The following is a 19,628-nucleotide window of genomic DNA, read 5'->3' as shown; positions in this document are numbered from 1 at the left end:
ATGGCCGGATTCCCCGAGGAACCGATCTACCAGCAGCTCGCCCGCATCGGGAAGGCGTTCGCCGGCCCCGTGCGGCTGCGGCTGCTCGATGTCCTGACCGAGGGGGAGCGCACGGTGGAGGAGTTGTCCGAGGAGGCGGGGATCGCGCTGAAGAACACCTCGGCCCAGCTGCAACAGCTCCGCGCGGCTCACCTCGTGACGAGCAGGAGGGAGGGGACGCGGATCTACTACCGTCTGGCCGACGAGCGTGTGCCGCTGTTCCTCGGCCAGCTGCGCGACTTCGCGCACGAGCGGCTCGCCGATCTCAGGGACGCGGTGTCGGAGCACATCGACTCCCTGGAGGGGGTGACCGCCGACGAACTGGCCGGGCGGCTCGCCGACCCGAACACCATCGTCATCGATGTGCGGTCGGCCGACTCGTACGCCGAAGGGCATCTTCCCGGGGCGGTCTCGCTGCCGCTGGAGGAACTCCGGGATCGTCTCGACGAGTTGCCGCACGATGTCGAGATCGTCGCCTACTGCGGGGGTCCGTACTGCGTCGTGTCCCCACGGGCCGTCCGGCTCCTGCGTGAACACGGCCGCCGGGCCCGCCCCCTGGAAGGAGGCATCACCGGCTGGCGCGGTTCCGGCCATCGCCTGGCCGACCACTGAGCACCGCCGGAACACCGGCCCGGCATCGTCCACGCACCGCCGGAACACCGGCCCGGCACCAACCATGCGCCACCGGAACACCGGCCGAACCCCATGTGGCGCCATCGGCCGGGCAACCGGCCGATCATCGATCACGGCACGTCAGGAGACCCGGGACAGCCCTTGCTCACCCCGGGGCCCGCTGTGGACGCCGTGGGTCCCGCTCTCGATCCCGTGCCGCTTGTGCCCGGCGCCCGCGAGCTGGTGCCCTATTCGGCGGAGGGTGGGCAGAAACCAGTAGTCGAGGCCGTTCTCGCGCTCCGCGTCGGACTCCGTCTCCAGGAGCTGGAACTCCACCAGCTCCTCGAGAATCGACTCGGCCAGGTGCTCGTCGATCCCCAGAGCCGACGCCGCGAGGTCGAGCGAGACCACCGTGGCCGGAAGCGTCGTCAGCCGGCCCAGCGCGATCTGCGCCGGCCGGGGGACGATCTGGTAGGTCCGCTTGACGCTCGCCCAGATGCTCATCGGATCGTCGGCCGGCTCGACGGTGGCGGTGGCGGAGACCGCCAGCTCGTACTCCTTCCGGGCGACCAGCCGTTCGAGGGTCCAGTGCGGGCGCACCAGCAGGCACGCCGCGGCCCCCTGGAGCGCCGCCGGGAGGCCGTCGCACAGGTCGACCAGGCGGCGCGCCGCGGCCGGCTCCCGCTCCACCCGCTCCCTGCCCATCAGGTGGATGAGCAGCTGAACGCCCTCCTCGACGCTCAGCGGCGGGATGTTCACCAGCGTGGTGACGGACGGGATCGACAACCTGCGCCGGCAGGTGACCAGCAACGCGCTGTCCGGGTTGGCGGGCAGCAGCCAGTCGACCTGGCTGATGTCGACCACGTCGTCGAGCATCACCAGGGTCTTCCTCGAACGCGCCCATTCCTGGAAGACGTACGCGCGTTCCACGACCGACGGCGGCATCCGGTCCTCCGGCACCCCGATCGCCCTGAGGAAGTCCTCCAGCACTTTCGCGGGACTCACCCTGCGGCCCTCGTGGTCGAGCATCCGGGCGAAGAACTGACCGTCGGGATAGCATTCGCGCACCTGGCGGGACACGTGGGTGCAGATGCTCGTCGTCCCGGACCCGGGTGGGCCGGCGATCATGACCACGGACGGATGATCGTGTGAAGGAGCGGTGAGCAGGTCGAGGATCTCCGCGAGCTGCTGCGTCCGGCCGACGATCATCGGAATGCTCGCCGGGATCTGCGACGGCACCACGCGCACCGGAGCGGCCGCCGTGACCTTCTCGGGCTTCGGCATGTCGAGCAGCGGATCGGCGTTCAGGATGCTCTGGTGCAGTTGCCGGATGTCGGCGGAGGGGTCCAGTCCGAGCTCGTCCGCGAGGCTGTACCGCAGGCGCTGGTAGACGCCCAGCGCGTCCGACCTGCGGCCCGCGCGGTACAGCGCCTTCATCAACCGGGCAGGGAACCCCTCGTGCGTGGGATGCTTCGCGGTCAGCGCGGTCAGCTCGCCCAGGAGCTCCATGTGCCGGCCGAGCGCGAGATCCGCGTCGATGCGGTTCTCCAGCGTGCTCTTGCGGTTCTCCTCCAGCCGCAACACCTCGGCCTGGAGCAGCGGCCCGCAGGTCACGTCCACCAGGGCGGGGCCCCGCCAGAGCCGGAGCGCCTCGGCGAGGGTGTCCGCGGCGGCCGCGGTCTTCCCCGCGTCCAGCGCCACCCGGCCGCGCTCCGCGAGCTGTTCGAACCGCAGGGAGTCGAGCATGCCGGGTTCCAGGGAGAGCTGGTAGCCGGACGCGGACGTCTGCAGGGAGGGCTGCCACGACTCCCCCGCGCCGGACACCCGCGTGGGCTGCGACCGGCCGAGATCAAGGTCTTTGCGCAGCAGGTAGATGTAGGTCTGCAGGGTGGTCGAAACGCTCACCGGCGGGCACTGCTCCCACAGCTCCTCGATGATCTGTTCCGTCCGTACGATGCCGTTCGCGCACAGGGCCAGCAGGCTGAGAAGTTGTCGCAGTTTTCCCGCGGAAGGAGTGGCGATATCGTCGCCACGAATCACTTGTAGGGGACCTAAGAGGCTCACGTACATTGTCATCAACCCCCGTCATTTCTTCGAGGGTCGTGCGAGGTGGTGCTGGTGTCGAACCCTCGAAGCGTCGGACGAAATAGCGAAAGTCAATACCGTTCGGCCGCGTAGCGATTTGACCAGAACGTGTCCATAAAGTCAAGTACTTCCGTTTATCGCGTCACGCATTGCGGCGCCCCCCGTGGACGACAAAACAGAATTACATCTCCGTTGGGAGGCCCCCGCCTCGCCGGTCGCCCGAACGTCGATCTGGCACCGATCACTGTTCGTTATACGACTATTGTCCCAATCTAGTACGGTGTTAGCAAGAGTTTGAGGAGCGAGCATGGCAGACCGTCACCTCCCCCCTGGTGCGCCTCCGCCGCCCTGGCGGACCCCGGCCAAAGCCGCGCCCAGCAAGCCTCCGCTGACCCAGGAGCTGATCGTGCGCACGGCCCTGGAGATCGTGGACAGGGAGGGGCTCGACGCCCTCAGCATGCGCCGCGTCGCCCAGGAGCTGGAGACGGGATCCGCCTCGCTGTACGTGTACGTCGCCAACAAGGATGAGCTGCTCGAACTCCTCATCGACCATGTCTTCGGCGAGGTCTCGGTCCCCAAGGCCGATCCGGCACGCTGGCAGGAGCAGATCAAGGAACTCGCCTTCGCGCTGCGGCGCGCGCTGACCGACCACGCCGACATCGCCAGGATCGGCATGGCGTACGCGCCCTGCGGGCCGAACGGGCTGTGGGTCGCGGAGGGGTTCCTGGCCATCCTGCGGTCGGCCGGCCTGCCGGACCAGGTGTGCGGCTGGGCGGTCGACCGGCTGACCCTCTACGTCACCGCCGACGCCCTCGAAGTCAGCCACCACATCGTCAGGGGGCGTGCCACGCAGTCCGACGTCGAGGCTTACTGGCGCCGCGTGGGCGACTATTACGCGAGCCTGCCGAAGGAACATTTCCCGCATACGACCGCCATGGTGGAAAGTCTCCTGGCGGGAAGCGACAGCACGCGATTCGAATTCGGCCTCGACCTTTTCCTTTACGGCCTCAAGAATGTGGATCGTATTAAGAGCACGTTAACGGAAGAACCGAAAAAGGAACGCTGACCGTCGTTCGACGGTCAGCGTCACGATTTTTCTCGGAGAACATCAGGCGTCCGGTCTCACGTCGAGCAGGGACGTGGTGTGAGAACCCGACCGGAAGACGGGATCGGCCATCACGTCCCGCAGCAGTTCCTTCGTCGTCCGTATGTTCCGCCCGTCGATCCGGAATTCCCGCAGGGCGCGATCCATCCGCGCGATCGCCTGCTCCCGGTCGGGCGCCCACACGATCACCTTGGCGAGCAGCGAGTCGTAGTGGGGGGAGACCTCCCAGCCCGGGAAGGCGTGCGTGTCCACGCGGACGAACGGGCCGCCCGGCGGGACGAACTCGTGAAGCACACCCGGACAAGGGGCGAAGCCCCGCCGCGGGTCCTCCGCGTTGACCCGGCACTCCAGGGCCACGCCCGTGTGCCGGACGTCCTCCTGCCGGAACCCGAGAGGCCGGCCGGCGGCGATCGCGATCTGCTCCCGGACCAGGTCCACGCCGGTCACCATCTCGGTCACCGGATGCTCCACCTGGATCCGTGAGTTCACCTCGAGGAAGGCGATGTCCCGCCCGTCGACCAGGAACTCGAAGGTGCCCGCGCCGGTGAACCCCACCGCTCTCGCACCGCGTACGGCCGCGGCGCGGAGCGCCCGCGACGTGGCCGGGTCGAGGCGGGGCGCGGGACTCTCCTCGATCAGCTTCTGGTGGCGGCGCTGCACCGAGCAGTCGCGCTCCCCCAGGTGCACGACGCCGCCGTGCTCGTCGGCAAGCACCTGGATCTCGACATGGCGCGCGTGCTCCACGTACCGCTCCAGGTAGACGCGGTCGTCACCGAAGACGGCGCGCGCGGCCGCCCGGACCGAGCGGTAGGCCGGCAGCAGTTCCTCCCACGTCCTGACCACCGCCATGCCCCGGCCGCCGCCACCGGCCGACGCCTTGATGATGACCGGCAGGCCGATCTCCTCCACGACCGCGGTGACCTCCGGCGCGCTGTCGACCGGCTCGCGGGTGCCCGGGAGCACCGGCAGTCCCGCGTCCGCCATCAGGCTCCTGGCCAGCGCCTTGTCCCCCAGCTCCGCCATCACCTCGGGCCTCGGACCGATGAAGACCAGGCCGTTCTTCGCGCAGATCTCGGCGAAGTCGGGGTCTTCGGACAGGAATCCGTACCCCGGGTGGACGGCCTGCGCCCCGGTGCGGAGCGCCGCCTCGACGATCGCGGGCGGGTACAGATAACTCTGCTTGGCGGGCCCGGGGCCGATGTGCACCGCCACGTCCGCGGCCCTGACGGCGGCGGAGTCCCGATCGGCGGTGGAGTACACGGCGACGGTCCTTATCCCCATCTCCCGGCACGTACGGACGACCCGCAACGCGATCTCCCCGCGGTTGGCCACGAGCACGGTCTCGAAGAGACCGTCAGGCCGTCGGCCGGCCGTCACTCGCCCTCCCACGGTTCCAGCAGGAGGAGCGGCTGGTCGTACTCGACAGGCTCCCCGTCGCCCACGGGAATCTCCACGATCCGCCCGGCCGTGTCGGCGACGATCGGGTTCATCAGCTTCATCGCCTCCACGATCCCGATCTGCCTGCCCGGCTCGACGATGTCGCCCACCTCGACGAACGGTTTGGCCCCCGGCTCCGGAGCGCGGTAGAAGGTGCCGACCAGCGGAGCCCGGACGGCGTGCCACACCTGCGGCTCCGGCTCCGGAGCAGGCGCTCCCGGCACCGCCGCCCGCACGGCCGGGGCTTCGGAGACGCCCACGGTGGCCTCCGGGGAGGCGCCCCACTCCATCTCGATGCTGGCCGAACCGAGTTGGACGCTGATCCGGCTGGGCGGCCGGGAGGCACCGCCCACCATGTCGACGACGGTGCGCCAGACGGTGCTGATCTCCGTCGCGATCCAGGTGTCGGGAACGGGGTCGAGAGGGCCGGCGTCCGGAGAGGCCGAAGGAAGCGTTTCTGTCACGGAAGGATTCCTTTCTCCTTGAGGGAGGTGTCGACCGATCCGAAGCGCCGGTACCGTGCGCGGCGCTCGGCCACCAGATCCGCGCCGTCGCGCCCGCGCAGCCTCCGCACCGCGTGGACCACCGCCCGGCGGACGAGCCGCGCCGCCGCCGCCGGATCGCGGTGCGCCCCGCCGTCGGGTTCCGGGACCACGCCGTCGACGACGCCGAGTTCGAGCATGGACGCGGCGTCGATCTTCAGCGCGGCGGCCGCGGTCCCCGCCGCCTCCGGGCTGCGCCACAGGATGGCCGCGCACCCTTCGGGGCTGATCACCGAATAGACGCCGTTCTCACAGATCAGCACCTCGTTCGCCACGCCGAGCGCCAGCGCTCCGCCGCTGCCGCCTTCACCGGTGATCACGCTGACCACGGGGACCGGCAGGCTCCCCATGAGCCGGATGCACTCGGCGATGGCGTGGGCCTGGCCGTGCTCCTCCGCCTCCAGCCCCGGGTACGCGCCCGGGGTGTCGATCAGCGTCACCAGCGGGAGCCGCAGCTTCGCGGCCAGTCGCATGAGCCGCATGGCCTTGCGATATCCGGCCGGGGACGGCATGCCGAAGTTCCGGCGGACCAGCTCGTCCGTGGTGTGGCCCTTCTGGTGGCCGACGACCACCAGGGGAAGCCCGTCCACGACGGCGAGGCCGCCGGCGATGGCGGGGCAGTCGCCGCCGCCCGCGCGGTCTCCCCGCAGTTCCACGAACCTGTCGGTCCACTCGGCGACGTGGTCCAGGGTCGTGGGCCGGCCGAGGTCGCGCGCGAGCCGTACGGCCTGGTCGACGGGACGGCGGGTCAGGCCGCGTGGATCGCGGACCGCGACGTCCTCCGCGTCCCGCTCACGGGCCCGTCCCCCGCCACCGTCTCCCCCGCCGCCGCCGCTGACTCCGCCGCCGTCGCCGACAGCAGCGTGCCCAGGAGGTACGGCAGCTCGGCCCTGGCCCTGACTCCGTCGATGAGCCCGTGTCCCAGCAGGAACTCGGCCGTCTGGAAGTCGCCGGGCAGCTTCTGGCGGATGGTCTGCTCGATCACTCTCGGCCCGGCGAAGCCCATCCGGGCTCCGGGTTCGGCGATCAGGACGTCGGACAGCGTGGCGAACGACGCGGCGACCCCGCCGTACGTGGGATCGGTGATCAGCGAGATCGTCAGCAGCCCCGCCTCGTCCAGCCGCGCCATCGCGCCCGCGGTCTTGGCCATCTGCATCAGGGACAGCGTCCCCTCCTGCATGCGCGCCCCGCCGGAGGCGGTCACCAGCAGGAGAGGAGCCTGATCGGCGAGCGCCGTCTCGGCCGCGACGGCGACCGCCTCGCCCGCCGCCGCGCCCAGGCTGCCGCCGAGGAAGGCGAAGTCCATGACGGCCGCCACGACGGGCCGGCCCTGGATCGTGCCGCGCACCACCTGGACCGCGTCGTCGAGCCCCGTCCGCGCCCGCGCCTTCGACAGCCGGTCGGCGTACGGCTCGAGATCGACGAACGACAGGGGGTCGTGCACGGTCTCCGGCGGCGCGACGCGGACGGCGGATTCCCGGTCGAGCAGCGTCGCCACGCGCCGATCGGCGCTGAGCGGGCTGTGCCAGCCGCACTCGGGGCACACCCCGCCCGCCCTGTCGAACCTCTTGCGGTACAAGAGGACCCGGCAGCGGCGGCAGCTCATCCAGTCGGGCTCCTCGGACGGCGCCGCCGGGAAGCCGGGAGATCGCTCCATCATGCTGGTCATGTGGGACTCCGGTTGGGTGGAGTGGTGCGGACAGGACGGGACGGGTTCCCTACTCGGCCCCGCCGGTGCCCGGCAGGTGGGCCACGATCCGCATGGTGACCATCGACCCGCCCGACCGGTACGGGTGCAGCTGCCTGCGGTGCTCCACATGCCGGTCGCTGGTCTCGAACCGGCGGAAGCTCGCCTCGTCGACCCAGTCGCTGACGATGTAGTAGACGTCCTCCTCCTCCTCGCTGCGCGACAGCCACTGGCCGCGGTTGGCGGGGTGGGAGGTGACGGAGTCGCCGACCTTCCGCCAGATCCGTTCGAAGTCGGGGCCCATCCCGGGGATGATCTGCATGCGCAGCATGACCCGGTACGTCGCGTCGCTCATCAGGAGATCCCCCCGTCGACCGCGATGACCGCGCCCGTGACGAACCTGGCCAGGTCGCTCGCCAGCCAGAGGACGCCGCCCGCGACCTCCTCGGGCGTGCCGAGCCGGCCCAGGGCGGTCTTCTCGCTGTAGCGCTGGACCATGAGCTCGCGCTGCTCGGCGGGCATCGCGTCCATCGCCTCGGTGGCGATGATGCCGAGGGACAACATGGTGAATCTGATGCCCCGCTTGCCGTACTCCTTGGCCAGGGACCGGGTCAGTCCGGTCAGCGCGGCCTTGGTCGCGGTGTAGTGGGCGCGGAGCGGGATCCCCACCTCGGCCGACTTCGACCCGATGCTGATCACCGAGCCGCCGGCCGTCATCAGCGGGAGCGCGCCCTGGATGACCAGGTGCACGCCGGTGACGTTCACGTCGAGGATGTGCCGCCACTGCTCGGGGGTGAGCCGCTCGTACGGTACGTGGCTGATGGTCGCGGCGTTGTTCACCACGAGGTCCAGCCGCCCGAACCGGCTCTCGCACGCGCCGAGCAGCGCGGTGATCTCCGCGGGGTCGGCGAGATCCGCGCGCAGCACGTGGTGGTCCCCGCCGAGCTCCTTGAGCTCGCGTTCCAGCGACGCGGCGGCCTCTCCCGGCTGCCGGTAGCAGGTGATGACGTCGACGCCGTGACGCGCCAGCTCCAGTACCACTCCCCTGCCGACGCCCCTGGTGCCGCCGGTGACGAGTGCCTTCTTGCCACTGAGCCCGAGGTCCATGTCGTGTCCGTCTCCGTTTCGCCTGGTCTGTCAGATGTCTCAGATGTGGTCAGGGCCGATGAGGTGTGATCGGGTGCGATCACGGGTGACCGGGCGGGTCAGATCGCCGCGGTCGCGCGCGCGGCGGCCTCGACCTTGTCCTTGATGAGCTGGAGCTGCACCAGCGTGTTGCGGTTGAGGCGGTCGCGCATCGCCTCGTCGCCCACCGGGGCGCCCGGCTTCATCTCGAAGTCCTGGACCCACCGCATGCGGACCCCCCGGTCCGTCTCGGTGTACTCCCAGAAGATCGACATGTACTTGAAGGGGCCCGTCTCGACACGGTGCGAGCGGACCGTGCGCGTGGCGGGATCGGGGGTGCGCAGGGACATCCAGCTCCACACCGTGCCGTTCTCGTCGGGGTGCAGCGCGAGCCGGAACAGGATGGAGTCGCCGCGCCGCTCGATGATCGTCGCCTCGGAGTACTCGCTGAACAGCTCGGTCCACGACTCGATGTCGTTCGTCATCCGCCACACCACGTCGATGGGCGCGTCGATGACGATGTGGTTGTCGGTGTGCCCGGCCATCTCAGGCCACCTCGACGGTGTCGGCGAGACGGCCGTTGATGTACGCGAGGGTCGCGCGGGGCGTGACCATCTCGTGGACCGCGTCGTCGGGGATGACGACTCCGTAGCGCTTCTCGACCTGGCTGGCCAGCTCCAGCAGCGCGAGCGAGTCGTAGCCGAGGTCGGCCAGGGAGACGTCGGAGATGTCCCCGTCCAGGTCGACCTGCTCGTCCTCCCCCGCGATCGCGCGCAGCGTCTGCTTGAGGTCCTCCATGGTGAATTCGGGCATTTTCCGCTCACTTTCCGGTTCGGGAGATATTTCCGGTTCGGGAGATGTGGTGAAGGTCGGACAACACCATCGCCGCGGCGAAACCGCCGTGACCGCGGGCGAGTACGAGGGCGGTGCGCACGGGGGTGTCCCGCGGTTCACCGAGCACGAGGTCCAGCTCGCAGCCGGGGGCGAGCCTGGTCGGTCCCACGGTGTGCGGGATGACGTCGTCGCGGAGCGCGAACAGCGCCGTCGCGATGTCGAGGGCGGCGCCACCGCCGTACAGGCGGCCGGTGAGGGTCTTGGGCGCGGTGACCGGCACGCCCCGGGGGCCGAACACCGCGGTGATGGCCTCGGCCTCCGCCAGGTCGAGTTCGGGCACTCCCGCCGCGTCGGCGAACACGACGTCGATGTCGCCCGGGGTGACGCCGGCGTCCGCCAGCGCACGCTCGATGGTGCCGCGCAGCGCGGGACGCCGTCCCGAGCCGGGCCGCGGGTCGAAGCCGGCGGCGTACCCGCGGATCGCGCCGTAGCCGTCCGGGGCGTCGCGCTCCACCACGAGGATGGCCCCGCCCTCACCCGGCAGATATCCCGAGGCGGCGGCATCGAAGGGCAGGTACGCCCGGCCGGGGTCCTGCTCGGTGGAGAGCAGGCCGGTGGCGAGCTGGGCCGTGAGGCCGTAGGGGCACAACGAGGCGTCGGTCCCGCCGCTGACCACGAGCCGCGCGCCGGACCTCAGCAGCCGGCGGGCCTGGCCGAGCGCGTCGAGCCCGCCGGCCTGCTCCGTGCACAGGACACCGCAGGGACCGCGCATGCCGTGCCTGATCGACACCTGTCCGGTGGTGGCGGCGTAGAACCAGCCGATCGACTGGTAGACGCTGACCCACGAGGGCCCCTTGGTGTAGAGGCGCTCCATCTCGTGCTGGCCGAACTCCGTGCCGCCGGAGGAGCTCGCCGTCACCACGGCCATCTCGTACTCGGGCAGTTCACCGGGATCGACCCCGGCGTCGGCAAGGGCGGCCTGGGTCGCCGCCAGCGCCATGTGCGTCCAGTGGTCGGTCTGGGGGATCAGCCGGCCCGGCACCCGCTCCCTGGCCGCGAATCCCGGCACCTCGCCGGCCAGGCGCACCGGGTAGGAGGTGGGGTCGAAACGGCTGATCCGGCCGATGCCGGACTTCCCGGCCAGTACGGCCTGCCAGTGTTCCTCAGCGCCGACTCCCGTAGGTGCCACGACACCGACGCCTGTCACCACGGCACCGGTGGCCGCGGCGCCGCTCACCACGGGGCCGCTCACCACGGGGCCGGGCCCGGCATCCGTTGACGCGCTGCTCATCGTCGAACCCTCCTGTGTCGGTCGCGGGCTTCCCGCGCCCGATCACAGGGTGGCTCGACTCACTGGGGCGCCCCTCGAGAGGGGCTCGACAGCTCGCTGGACGTGGCTCGCTATTCGGGGACGTTCCCGGTGGCCCGCCCGGCGAGATAGGGGGTGTGCACGTTCTCGTAGGCCAGGTGGATCGTCATCCCCATGGCGGCGTGTTCGAGGTTGTGGCAGTGGTCCATCCACACCCCGGGATTGTCGGCCTTGAAGGCCAGCTCGTAGGTCTCCCCGTCCACGACGGTGACGGTGTCCAGCCAGACGGGGCTGCCCGTGACCGGTTTCCCGTTGCGGCTGAGCACGAGCACGCGGTGGCCGTGGAGGTGCAGGGGATGTTCGAGGAAGCTGCGGTTCACCACGGTGACCTTCACAAGTTCCCCTTCGCGCACCATCAGCATCGGGATGTGCGGGAAGACCGACCCGTTGACCGTCCACAGGTAGTACGGCGTGCCGTCGAAGAACCCGGGCTTGTTGTCCAGGATGAGCTGGAAGGAGCGGTCGAAGTCGCTGCCCGGCCCGAACGGCGTGGGCCGCGGCGACCCGTAGCGGGTCGGATCGAAGTCGGGGGCCTCCAGCAGCGGCGCCAGCTCTCCCTTCCCGTCGGGCGTGATCAGGAGCCCGGCGTCCGGCGCGGCCAGGTCGGCGAACCGCACCGGCCCCGCGGGCATGACGAACTCGAGGTCGTAGCGCCCGCCGCCGCCGAGGGGCAGCTTCACCTTGCTCAGCTCGGTGGGCGCGTTCACGTCGTTGCCGTCCAGTGCGGTCACCTTGAACGGGACCCCGGCCAGGGTGAACGTCTTGAGGAAGTTGTCGGAGTTGACGAGCCTGATCCGCACCGGAGTGCCCGCGGGAACGGTCTCCCTGCGCAGCGTGTCGTAGGAGTTGAGCGAGCTGATCTCGCCCTTGTCGGTGTCCCAGACGTGCGCGGCGAGCGTGAACTCCTTCAGGTTCGCGGGTCCGGGGTCGGCCTTCTCGATCACCAGGGGGCCGAAGAGCCCCCGGCGGACCTGCACCGATGACTGCTGGTGCGAGTGGTACCAGTAGGTCCCCGTCTGGCCCGCGACCCACCGGTAGGTGTGGCTCTTGCCCGGAGCCACCGCGTCCTGCGTGACACCTGCCACGCCGTCCTCGGCGTTCGGCACGTCGACGCCGTGCCAGTGGAGGGTGGTGGGGACGTCGCGTGTCCTGTTCACCAGCGTCACCTCGACGAGGTCGCCCTCGCGCACCCGCAGTTCGGGGCCGGGAAGCTGCCCGTTGAAGACCACCGCGTCCACCTCGGCCGAGGAGCTCAGCTTCATCCTGGCGTCGGTGGCGGTGAGCGTGAAGCGCTTGTCGGGGACGCCGGTACGCGGTCCGGTGAGGTCCGCCACCGAGACCGACGGCACCTTCGCCCCGCCCGCCCCCGCGGCGAGGTGGCCGTGCCCGGACACCTCGGGACCGTCGCCGTAGGTCATCGCGTGGTCCATCATGCTGTAGCTGTCGGGCAACTTGCTGGTCTGCCAGTCCCAGGCGGCGTAGACGGCGACCAGCGCCAGCACCGTCACCGTTCCCACGAGGTTGCGGCGGGTGCGGGCCCCACCGCGCGGCATCGGCCGTACGTCCACACCGGCCGTCCGCGCCCGATGCCTGCGGCCGAGCACCAGGATCCAGCCGCCGGCGACGGCGAAGGTCAGCAGGGCCGGGATGAACAGCGGCGGCGTCGGAGCGAAGATCAGCCGCGCGAAGGCGATGAGCGCCCCGATGGTCATGGCGCGCGCCGGCAGGGTGACCGCGGGCGCGGCCGCCCGCAGACGCTGCTCGGGGGTGGGCGGGGCCTGCCGGTCGGCGACCTCGGCGACCGCGAACCGCCGGAGCCGGGGCAGGGTCAGGACGAGGGCGAAGATCGTGGGGACGGCGACCAGGGGCAGGCCGATCCACAGACGGTCCGCCGCGAACTGCGGTCCGTAGCCGCCCATGACGAGGATGGTGAACAGCCGGGCCGGCACGAGCAGGGCCCCCACCACCACGCCCACGACCAGCCTCCGGCTGCTGCGCCTGAGCTTGTGGGCGGTCTTGCTGAAGGGGAGGCGGTACAGGCGACGGGCCAGGACCGCCCAGAAGATCAGTTGCAGGATGGCGACCGTGAAGTCGTTGTTGACCTGATCGTCGTACAGCTCGATCGAGGGCTCGAACATGGGACACCTCTCTGGTGGCGTCTCTGGGATGGCATCGGCCGGCACGCGGCAGCAGATCGGCGCCGGACTCTCCGGCGGACCGGGAATCACGGCGCCGATCGACGGACTCAGTCGACGGGGGCTCAGCTCACCGGCTCGGGTTCGGGCGACCCTTCCGGCGCGCCCGCGTCGGCCTCGGCGTGGACCTTGATCGCGCGAGGCAGGAAGAAGATGAGCAGGAAGGTCAGGAAGAAGACCCCGGCGTTGTACCAGCCGGCCGCGGTCATCGCCTGGTTGAAGAGGTCGTTCCTGCCCTCATCCGCCGCCGTGGTGAAGGCGGTGCGCACGGAGGGCGGGACGTCCTGCTGGGGCGACTCCGCCTCGGCGCAGCTCGCGGGCACCGCGGTCGGATCCTTCTCCTCCGCCCGGTCCACGAAGCACCGGACGAAGCCTCGGCTCGCCTCCTCCGCCGCCGAGGCGGGCGCCCCCGCGGCCTGCAGCGCCGTACGGATCCTCGGGGTGACCGACTCGGCGACGTTCTGGGCCTGCGCGCTCACCGAGCCGAAGAAGACCAGGCCGACCAGGGCGATGCCCAGCGCGCCGCCGATCTGCTGGACCGCGCTGAGGACTCCGGACGCCGAGCCCGCCTCCGTCGGGGGGACGTCGGACACCACGGCGTCGACCAGCAGCGGGGCGACCAGGCCCATGCCGATGCCGCCGACGAGCATGCTCGGGACGTACCACCACAGGGAGACCTCGGCGCCGCCGGTCTGGATGGTGACGATGACCCCGCCCATGGCGAGGGTCATCAGGCCCGTGCCGATGTGCAGCACCGTACGGCCGAGCTTGGGCGCGAGCTGGAACCCGGTGCCGCTGGCCACGGCGATGCCGACGGACCAGGGCAGCAGGGTCAGTGCCGCCGACAGGACGGACTCACCGCGGCCCGCCTGCAGGTAGATGATGAACACCAGGAAGAAGGACACGATGCCGGCGAAGAAGGACAGGTTCACCAGGAGCCCGCCGGTGAACGACACCTTCCTGAAGAGAGAGGGAGGCACCAGCGGCGAGGCGTTCCTGCCGGCCCGGCGGCGCTGGTGCGCGCCGAAGATCAGCAGCCCGACGATGGACGCCGCCATCATGGCAAGGGTCCACACCGGCCAGTCCAGGTCGCGGCCCTGGATCAGCGGATACATCAGCAGCAGCATGGTGACCGTGATCAGGAAGCTGCCCACGAGGTCGAGCCGCAGGGTGTGCGCGAGCGGCACCCGCACCTCGGGCATGATCGCGATGGCGGCGACGAACGCGGCCACGCCGAGCGGCAGGTTGATGAGGAAGATCGAGCGCCATCCGCTGCCGAACAGGTCCGCGTTGAGCAGGAGGCCGCCCAGCAGCGGCCCGCTGATCGTCGCGAGACCGGCGACACCTCCGTAGACGGCGAAGGCGCCGCCGCGCTCCTTCGGCGGGAAGATCAGCTGGATCGTGGAGATGACCTGGGGGACCATCATCGCGGCCATCGCCCCCTGGAGCACCCGCGAGGCGACCAGCATCTCGGGCGAAACGGCGAATCCGCACAGGGCCGAGGCGAGGGTGAAGCCGCCCATGCCGAGCAGGAAGATCCGCTTGCGCCCGGCGATGTCGCCCAGCCGGCCGCCGGTGATCAGCAGTAGGGCGAAGGCCAGGGAGTAGCCGGCCAGCATCCACTGGGCCGAGGTGTAGGTCGCCTGGAGATCCTTCTGGATCGAGGGGATGGCGATGGCGACGATGGACACGTCGAGCAGGTCCATGAACGTCGCGACCAGGATGATCGCCAGTACGGCCCACCGGCGCTTGTGCGGAGGAGCCGCTTCTTCGGCGAGCCGCAGCGGCTGGCTCCCTTCGTGTTCGGACATCACTGCTCCTTGCAGACCTCGGAAGTGGAGACGATCGCGATACTGTTCTCGATCGCGATCACGCTATATCGCGATACTGCCTTAGGTCAAGATACTCCGACGCATATCGCGATATCCAGTTGTCGGCGGCGAGGCATATATCGCGACTGCCGTATCGCATCACGATGATGGCCCCGGCCGCTGGTGGCGGACTCGATCCCGCCTCGAGCGGGGCCGTGGTCGCCGACGGAACCGGCGAGGGGCCCGCTCCACCGATCCGGGAACCGGTCCGGGAACCGGTCCTGGCACCGGTCCGGTGGAGCGGCCAAGACCGGCTCCATCTCGTTCCAAGCCCTGCTCGAGTGACCTCCGGGAGGCTCGCCGTACGAGCGCGCGACAGACGGGAGAGTGCTCAATGTGCGGTATCGCCGGTCATGTTGACTTCGAGCGAGATCTGACGGGCCGGCGCGCCACGGCCACGGCCACGGCGACGGCCATGTCGGAGACGATGGCCTGCCGCGGCCCCGACGCCGAGGGGCTGTGGACGGACGGGCACGCCGCCCTGGCCCACCGGCGGCTCGCGGTGATCGACCTCGCGGGCAGCGCCCAGCCGATGGTCGCGGAGCGGGACGGCGGGGGTCCTGCCGTCCTGACCTACAACGGGGAGATCTACAACTACCGGGAGCTGCGGAGCGAGCTGGCGGCCCGCGGCCACCGGTTCCGCACCGACGGGGACACCGAGGTCGTGCTCAGGGCCTACCTCGAATGGGGCGAGGACGTCGGGAACCACCTCAACGGGATCTTCGCCTTCGCCGTCTGGGACGCCCACGAGCAGGCGCTCCTCCTGGTCCGCGACCATTTCGGCGTCAAGCCGCTCTTCTACCATCGCGGCCAGGAGGGCCGGGTGTACTTCGCCTCGGAGCCCAAGGCGCTGTTCGCCACCGGCGAGGTCGAGGCCAGGGCCGACGCCGACAGCCTCCGCGAGGCGTTCAGCCAGGTCTGGACGCCCGGGCACACCGTCTTCGCCGGCATCCACGAGGTGCGCCCCGGCCACGTCGTACGGGTGGACCGCTCGGGGATCCGGCACCGGCGCTACTGGGCCCTCCAGGCCCGCCCGCACACCGACGACCTGCCCGCGACGGTGGACACGGTGCGCGGCATGCTGGAGGAGATCATCGCCGCCCAGCTCGTGGCCGACGTCCCCGTCGGGTCGCTGCTCTCCGGAGGTCTGGACTCCAGCGTGATGACCGCGCTGGCGGCCCGGCACCGCCGCGCGGCGGGCGAGGAGCCCATCCGGTCGTTCTCCGTGACGTTCACGCGCTACACCGAGCGGTTCCGCGCCGACGAGGTCCGCGACACCCCGGACGCGCCGTTCGCCCGCATGGTCGCCGAGCATGTCGCGTCGCTGCACACGCCCGTGGTCATCACCCCGGAACGGCTCGCCGAGCCGGGCGTCCGGCTGGCCACCGTGCTGGCCCAGGACCGCCCGAGCCCGCTCGGCGACATGGACGCCTCGCTGTACGAGCTGTTCCAGCAGGTGCGCGGGCACAGCACCGTCGCATTGTGCGGGGAGGGCGCCGACGAGGTGTTCGGCGGCTACCACTGGGCGTGGGTGCCGGAACTGATCGACGTGGAGGCGTTCCCGTGGATCGCCTTCTACCAGTTCTTCTGTCCGGGCGCCGGCCTCGGCAGCGGCCTGCTCGACCCGGGCCTGCTGAAGCTGCTCGACCTGGAGGGCTACGGCGCCGACCGCTACCGCGAGGCGGTCGCGGAGGTGCCGCGGCTCCCCGGAGAGTCCGGGCGGGAACGCCGTATGCGGGAGATCACCCACATGCATCTGACCAGGTGGATGCAGCACCTGCTCACCCGGGACGACCGGATCAGCATGGCGGTCGGGCTGGAGGTGCGGGTCCCCTACGTCGACCCGCGGCTGGTGGAGTACGTCTTCAACGCGCCCTGGTCGATGAAGAGCCATGACGGCCGGGAGAAGGCGCTGCTGCGGGCCGCCGGCGCCGACCTGCTGCCCGAGCAGGTGCTGAACAGGCAGAAGAGCCCGTTCCCCGTCACCCAGGACCCCCTCTACACCCGCTATCTGAGCCGGTCGCTGACCGAGATCCTCGACGATCCCGGGCAGCCGGCCCATCCCCTGGTCGACGTCCAGGCGGCGCGCGCCGTACTCGCCGCCCCGGAGAAGCTGGAGAACGGCCCCATCGCCTGGGTGAACCGCACCCACATCGAGATGGTGCTCACCCTCAACGCGTGGCTGCGCCACTACCGCGTACGGCTGGACCTCGGCTGACGATCCCCCTCCTCGAAAGGTGCGTGATGAGTCTTCACAAGGAACTGTGGACGGCGGGCGAGGAGAGCTTCGCCGCGATCGTCGACCACCCGATCCCCGCCGGGATCAGCGCGGGCGACCTGCCCAAGGCCGTGCTGGCACGGCTCGTGGCGATCGACAGCCTGCATCTGGAGGACTACGCCCGCGCGCTGGCGCTCATCGCCGCCAAGGCGCCGACCCTCGGCGACCTGGCGCACTTCGCGGGCATCGCGATGGGCGCGGCCCGGTCGGCGGGGCCCAAGCGGCAGGCCATGCTGGGCATCCTCGGCGAGGAGCCGCCCGTCCCGCCCGCGAGTGACCGCCCGTACGGTGCCTTCCTGGCGTCCGCCGGGCGGGATCTCGGCTTCGCCGAGGCGCTCGCGGCGGTGCTCCCCCGCCTGTGGTTCCACGCCGAGCTCGGCAAGGAGCTGCAGCGGCGCTCCTCCCCCGACCCGGTCTACCGGGCGTTCATCGACGTCCATCTGCACCGGGACTACCTGCCCGTGGTCGAGGCCACCCTCGCCCTCGTGGACGCCCTGGGCGCGCGCGTCTCGGCGGCCGAGCGTTCGGCCATGGCGGCCAGGTTCGCCGAGGGGGCGCGCTTCGAGTTGGGAGTATGGGAGTCGGCTCGATAGCATCGGCTCGGCCTCGACCGATCGCGATATATGTCGCGATCTGGTCAAGGTCGAGCCGCTTTCGAGTAGCAATCCGCACAGTCGCGATATAGCGTGATAGTAGCGGCGGCACCGGCGGCCGGACGAGGAGGATCGCGATGGCGGAGTGGAGCGTTGAGGGACCGTACGAGATCGAGTTGGCCGGAGTGACCCAGGCCATCGTGCGGATCATCGACGGAGGCGTGGCCGTGGTCACCGACGAGGGGCCGTCCCTGCTCGAGGTCACCCGGGTGAGCGGCGCCCCGCTGCGGGTCAACGTGTGCGACGGGGTTCTCGAGATCCGGCACGACCTGGGCCTGCACCGCAAGTGGTACCGGGACCTGCCTCCCGCCTTCCTGCGCCGGACCGACCTGAGCCTGCGCCTCCCTCCCGGCACGCCGATCCGCGTCGAGACGGTCAGCGCCGGGATCACCATGGCGGGAAGCGGCGAGGAGACCAGCCTCACCACGTTGAACGGGGAGATAGTCATGGAGGGAGCCGGTCCCCAGCTGATGGCCAAGACCGTCTCTGGGGAGATCATCGCCAGCCACTGCCACGGGCAGGTGCATCTGGAGTCCGTCTCGGGCGAGATCACCATGATCACCGAGGCGGATCCGGTCGACGCCGTGCTCAGCTCGGTCTCCGGCGCGATCACGCTCGGGCTCGGAGGAGATCGGGACAAGGCGGGTCTGGACGTGGAGCTCTCCACGGCGAGCGGCAAGGTCGTGGCCAATCCTCCCGCCGGCGGGCGCCTTGCTCCCGCGCTCGTCCCCATCGGCCCGTCCGGGCGGGGTGCCACCGGGGTGACGCTGCGGGAGAACTCCCATCGGGACCGCCAGGTCCAGGTGCGCGGTTTCACCGTCTCGGGGAAGGTGGCGCTGGTGATCCGTACCGACGACAGAGCGGACGAGAGAGCCTCCGCCGAGGCGTCCCGTTCGGGCACGGAGGACGGCGCGTGATGGCGGCGGTGGCGTCCCCGTTCGGACACGGCCAGTTCAAGCTCTACCTCCTCGCGTTGCTGAAGGATCAGCCGCGGTACGGCTACGAGGCGATCAAGCTGGTCGAGGAGACGTTCCTCGGCGCCTACGCCCCGTCGGCCGGAGCCGTGTACCCCCGGCTGTCCAAGCTGGAGAGCGAGGGCTTCATCGTCAGCGAGCCGGACGACGGCGGCCGCAAGAGGTACCGCATCACGGCGGACGGGCAGGAGGAGCTGCGCCGGCGGGCTCCGGAGCTTGACGAGCTGACCCAGACGATCCTCCGGATCAGCGACGAGGTCCGCAGGTCGGCGCAGCGCGTACGCGACGAGGCGCGGCACGCCCCGGCGGTGCCGCGCGACCTCCCGGCGGCGGCGCCCACGGGGACGGGCGCGGCAACGGGCGCCGACGAGGTCCACGAGCAGGCGGGTGAACCCGCCTCCCGCGCCGTCACCCCGGATCAGTGGGGTCCTCGGGAGTGGCGGGAGGCCCTCTCCTGGGGCGCCGAGTGGCACCACGAGTGGGACTCCTACTTCGCCTCCGGCAAGACCGTCAAGCAGATGGAGAAGATGCTCGACCGGTTCAGGAACGACGCCCGCACGGCGGCCAGGGACGGCGTCGTGGACGGCCGCGCACTCGAGGAGTGCCGCCAGGCCCTGGGCGAGGCGCTGGTGCGGATCCGGCGCGCCACGGGCACGTAGAGCCGGGGGGCCAGGCGCACCCGCTCGTCCTTTCGAGCTCCGGATCGGCGGGCCACGGGCAGGTGGCCGCCCTTTCGGGTGCCCCTTTCGAGCGCCGGCCAAGCCGGTACCGAGGCGGGCTTGGCACCCTCGCCGTGACATGGCGCGAGCACCTTCGCGGTCT

Annotated in this window: 18 protein-coding genes; 6 read left to right on the top strand and 12 right to left on the bottom strand. The window is 70.7% G+C overall.

The annotated features are described in order from the left end of the window. Entirely contained in the window at positions 1-651 is a 651-nt protein-coding gene (locus AB0I59_RS04390) for an ArsR/SmtB family transcription factor (RefSeq protein WP_358129917.1), read from the top strand. A 141-nt stretch (positions 652-792) separates the two neighbouring features. Here the strand turns inward: AB0I59_RS04390 and AB0I59_RS04385 are convergent, their stop codons facing one another. Then, a complete protein-coding gene (locus tag AB0I59_RS04385; RefSeq protein ID WP_358129914.1) occupies positions 793-2,691 on the bottom strand; it encodes an AfsR/SARP family transcriptional regulator in 1,899 nt (632 codons plus the stop codon). A gap of 352 nt (positions 2,692-3,043) precedes the next feature. Between AB0I59_RS04385 and AB0I59_RS04380 the strand changes: the two genes are divergently transcribed. Next, positions 3,044-3,802, top strand: coding sequence for a TetR/AcrR family transcriptional regulator (locus tag AB0I59_RS04380; protein WP_061257477.1), 759 nt, complete (start codon positions 3,044-3,046; stop codon positions 3,800-3,802). Between the two features lie 42 nt (positions 3,803-3,844). On the opposite strand, the gene AB0I59_RS04375 is transcribed toward AB0I59_RS04380, so the two are convergent. The 11 genes from AB0I59_RS04375 to AB0I59_RS04325 all read right to left on the bottom strand — a co-directional run bounded on the left by AB0I59_RS04375 (position 3,845) and on the right by AB0I59_RS04325 (position 14,841). Continuing rightward, entirely contained in the window at positions 3,845-5,218 is a 1,374-nt protein-coding gene (locus AB0I59_RS04375) for an acetyl-CoA carboxylase biotin carboxylase subunit (RefSeq protein ID WP_061257476.1), read from the bottom strand. Beyond that, positions 5,215-5,742 carry an acetyl-CoA carboxylase biotin carboxyl carrier protein gene (gene accB, locus AB0I59_RS04370; RefSeq protein WP_358129910.1) on the bottom strand — a complete coding sequence of 176 codons (528 nt, stop codon included), beginning with the start codon at positions 5,740-5,742 and terminating at the stop codon, positions 5,215-5,217. Before accB ends, AB0I59_RS04375 begins: the two co-directional genes overlap by 4 nt. Beyond that, positions 5,739-6,509 carry a carboxyltransferase subunit alpha gene (gene accA, locus AB0I59_RS04365; RefSeq protein ID WP_358130597.1) on the bottom strand — a complete coding sequence of 257 codons (771 nt, stop codon included), beginning with the start codon at positions 6,507-6,509 and terminating at the stop codon, positions 5,739-5,741. The genes accB and accA overlap by 4 nt, the downstream gene beginning before the upstream one ends. A 59-nt stretch (positions 6,510-6,568) precedes the next feature. Beyond that, the gene (gene accD / locus AB0I59_RS04360) at positions 6,569-7,489 is read right to left on the bottom strand and encodes an acetyl-CoA carboxylase, carboxyltransferase subunit beta (RefSeq protein WP_358129907.1); all 921 of its coding nucleotides are present in this window, start codon (positions 7,487-7,489) and stop codon (positions 6,569-6,571) included. A 49-nt stretch (positions 7,490-7,538) separates the two neighbouring features. Beyond that, a complete protein-coding gene (locus AB0I59_RS04355) occupies positions 7,539-7,862 on the bottom strand; it encodes an antibiotic biosynthesis monooxygenase family protein (RefSeq protein WP_358129904.1) in 324 nt (107 codons plus the stop codon). Beyond that, positions 7,862-8,614: an SDR family NAD(P)-dependent oxidoreductase gene (locus tag AB0I59_RS04350; protein ID WP_061257473.1), complete on the bottom strand. Its 753-nt coding sequence runs from the start codon at positions 8,612-8,614 to the stop codon at positions 7,862-7,864. The genes AB0I59_RS04355 and AB0I59_RS04350 overlap by 1 nt, the downstream gene beginning before the upstream one ends. Before the next feature lie 98 nt (positions 8,615-8,712). Further along, positions 8,713-9,177 carry an SRPBCC family protein gene (locus AB0I59_RS04345; protein ID WP_061257472.1) on the bottom strand — a complete coding sequence of 155 codons (465 nt, stop codon included), beginning with the start codon at positions 9,175-9,177 and terminating at the stop codon, positions 8,713-8,715. 1 nt (position 9,178) lies between these two features. After that, positions 9,179-9,445, bottom strand: a complete 267-nt coding sequence (locus AB0I59_RS04340; protein ID WP_061257471.1) for an acyl carrier protein — start codon at positions 9,443-9,445, stop codon at positions 9,179-9,181. 7 nt (positions 9,446-9,452) lie between these two features. After that, positions 9,453-10,757, bottom strand: coding sequence for a ketosynthase chain-length factor (locus AB0I59_RS04335; RefSeq protein ID WP_358129900.1), 1,305 nt, complete (start codon positions 10,755-10,757; stop codon positions 9,453-9,455). Positions 10,758-10,867: 110 nt separating this feature from the next. Further along, the gene (locus AB0I59_RS04330) at positions 10,868-12,973 is read right to left on the bottom strand and encodes a multicopper oxidase family protein (RefSeq protein WP_358129897.1); all 2,106 of its coding nucleotides are present in this window, start codon (positions 12,971-12,973) and stop codon (positions 10,868-10,870) included. 122 nt (positions 12,974-13,095) lie between these two features. Next, on the bottom strand, positions 13,096-14,841 hold the full coding sequence (locus AB0I59_RS04325; RefSeq protein WP_358129894.1) for an MFS transporter: 1,746 nt from the start codon (positions 14,839-14,841) through the stop codon (positions 13,096-13,098). A 394-nt stretch (positions 14,842-15,235) separates the two neighbouring features. On the opposite strand from AB0I59_RS04325, the gene asnB reads away from it, so the two are divergent. The 4 genes from asnB to AB0I59_RS04305 all read left to right on the top strand — a co-directional run bounded on the left by asnB (position 15,236) and on the right by AB0I59_RS04305 (position 19,465). After that, a complete protein-coding gene (gene asnB, locus AB0I59_RS04320; RefSeq protein ID WP_358129891.1) occupies positions 15,236-17,119 on the top strand; it encodes an asparagine synthase (glutamine-hydrolyzing) in 1,884 nt (627 codons plus the stop codon). Positions 17,120-17,145: 26 nt separating this feature from the next. Then, on the top strand, positions 17,146-17,772 hold the full coding sequence (locus tag AB0I59_RS04315) for a TenA family protein (protein ID WP_061257467.1): 627 nt from the start codon (positions 17,146-17,148) through the stop codon (positions 17,770-17,772). A gap of 137 nt (positions 17,773-17,909) precedes the next feature. After that, positions 17,910-18,749, top strand: coding sequence for a DUF4097 family beta strand repeat-containing protein (locus tag AB0I59_RS04310; protein WP_358129888.1), 840 nt, complete (start codon positions 17,910-17,912; stop codon positions 18,747-18,749). Then, positions 18,749-19,465 carry a PadR family transcriptional regulator gene (locus tag AB0I59_RS04305; RefSeq protein WP_061257465.1) on the top strand — a complete coding sequence of 239 codons (717 nt, stop codon included), beginning with the start codon at positions 18,749-18,751 and terminating at the stop codon, positions 19,463-19,465. The genes AB0I59_RS04310 and AB0I59_RS04305 overlap by 1 nt, the downstream gene beginning before the upstream one ends. Positions 19,466-19,628 lie beyond the last annotated feature (163 nt).

Source organism: Microtetraspora glauca, assembly GCF_040656155.1.
In the GTDB taxonomy this organism is placed as follows: domain Bacteria; phylum Actinomycetota; class Actinomycetes; order Streptosporangiales; family Streptosporangiaceae; genus Microtetraspora; species Microtetraspora glauca.
Note: the sequence above shows the minus strand (reverse complement) of the source record. Positions and strands in the feature narration are given on the sequence as shown.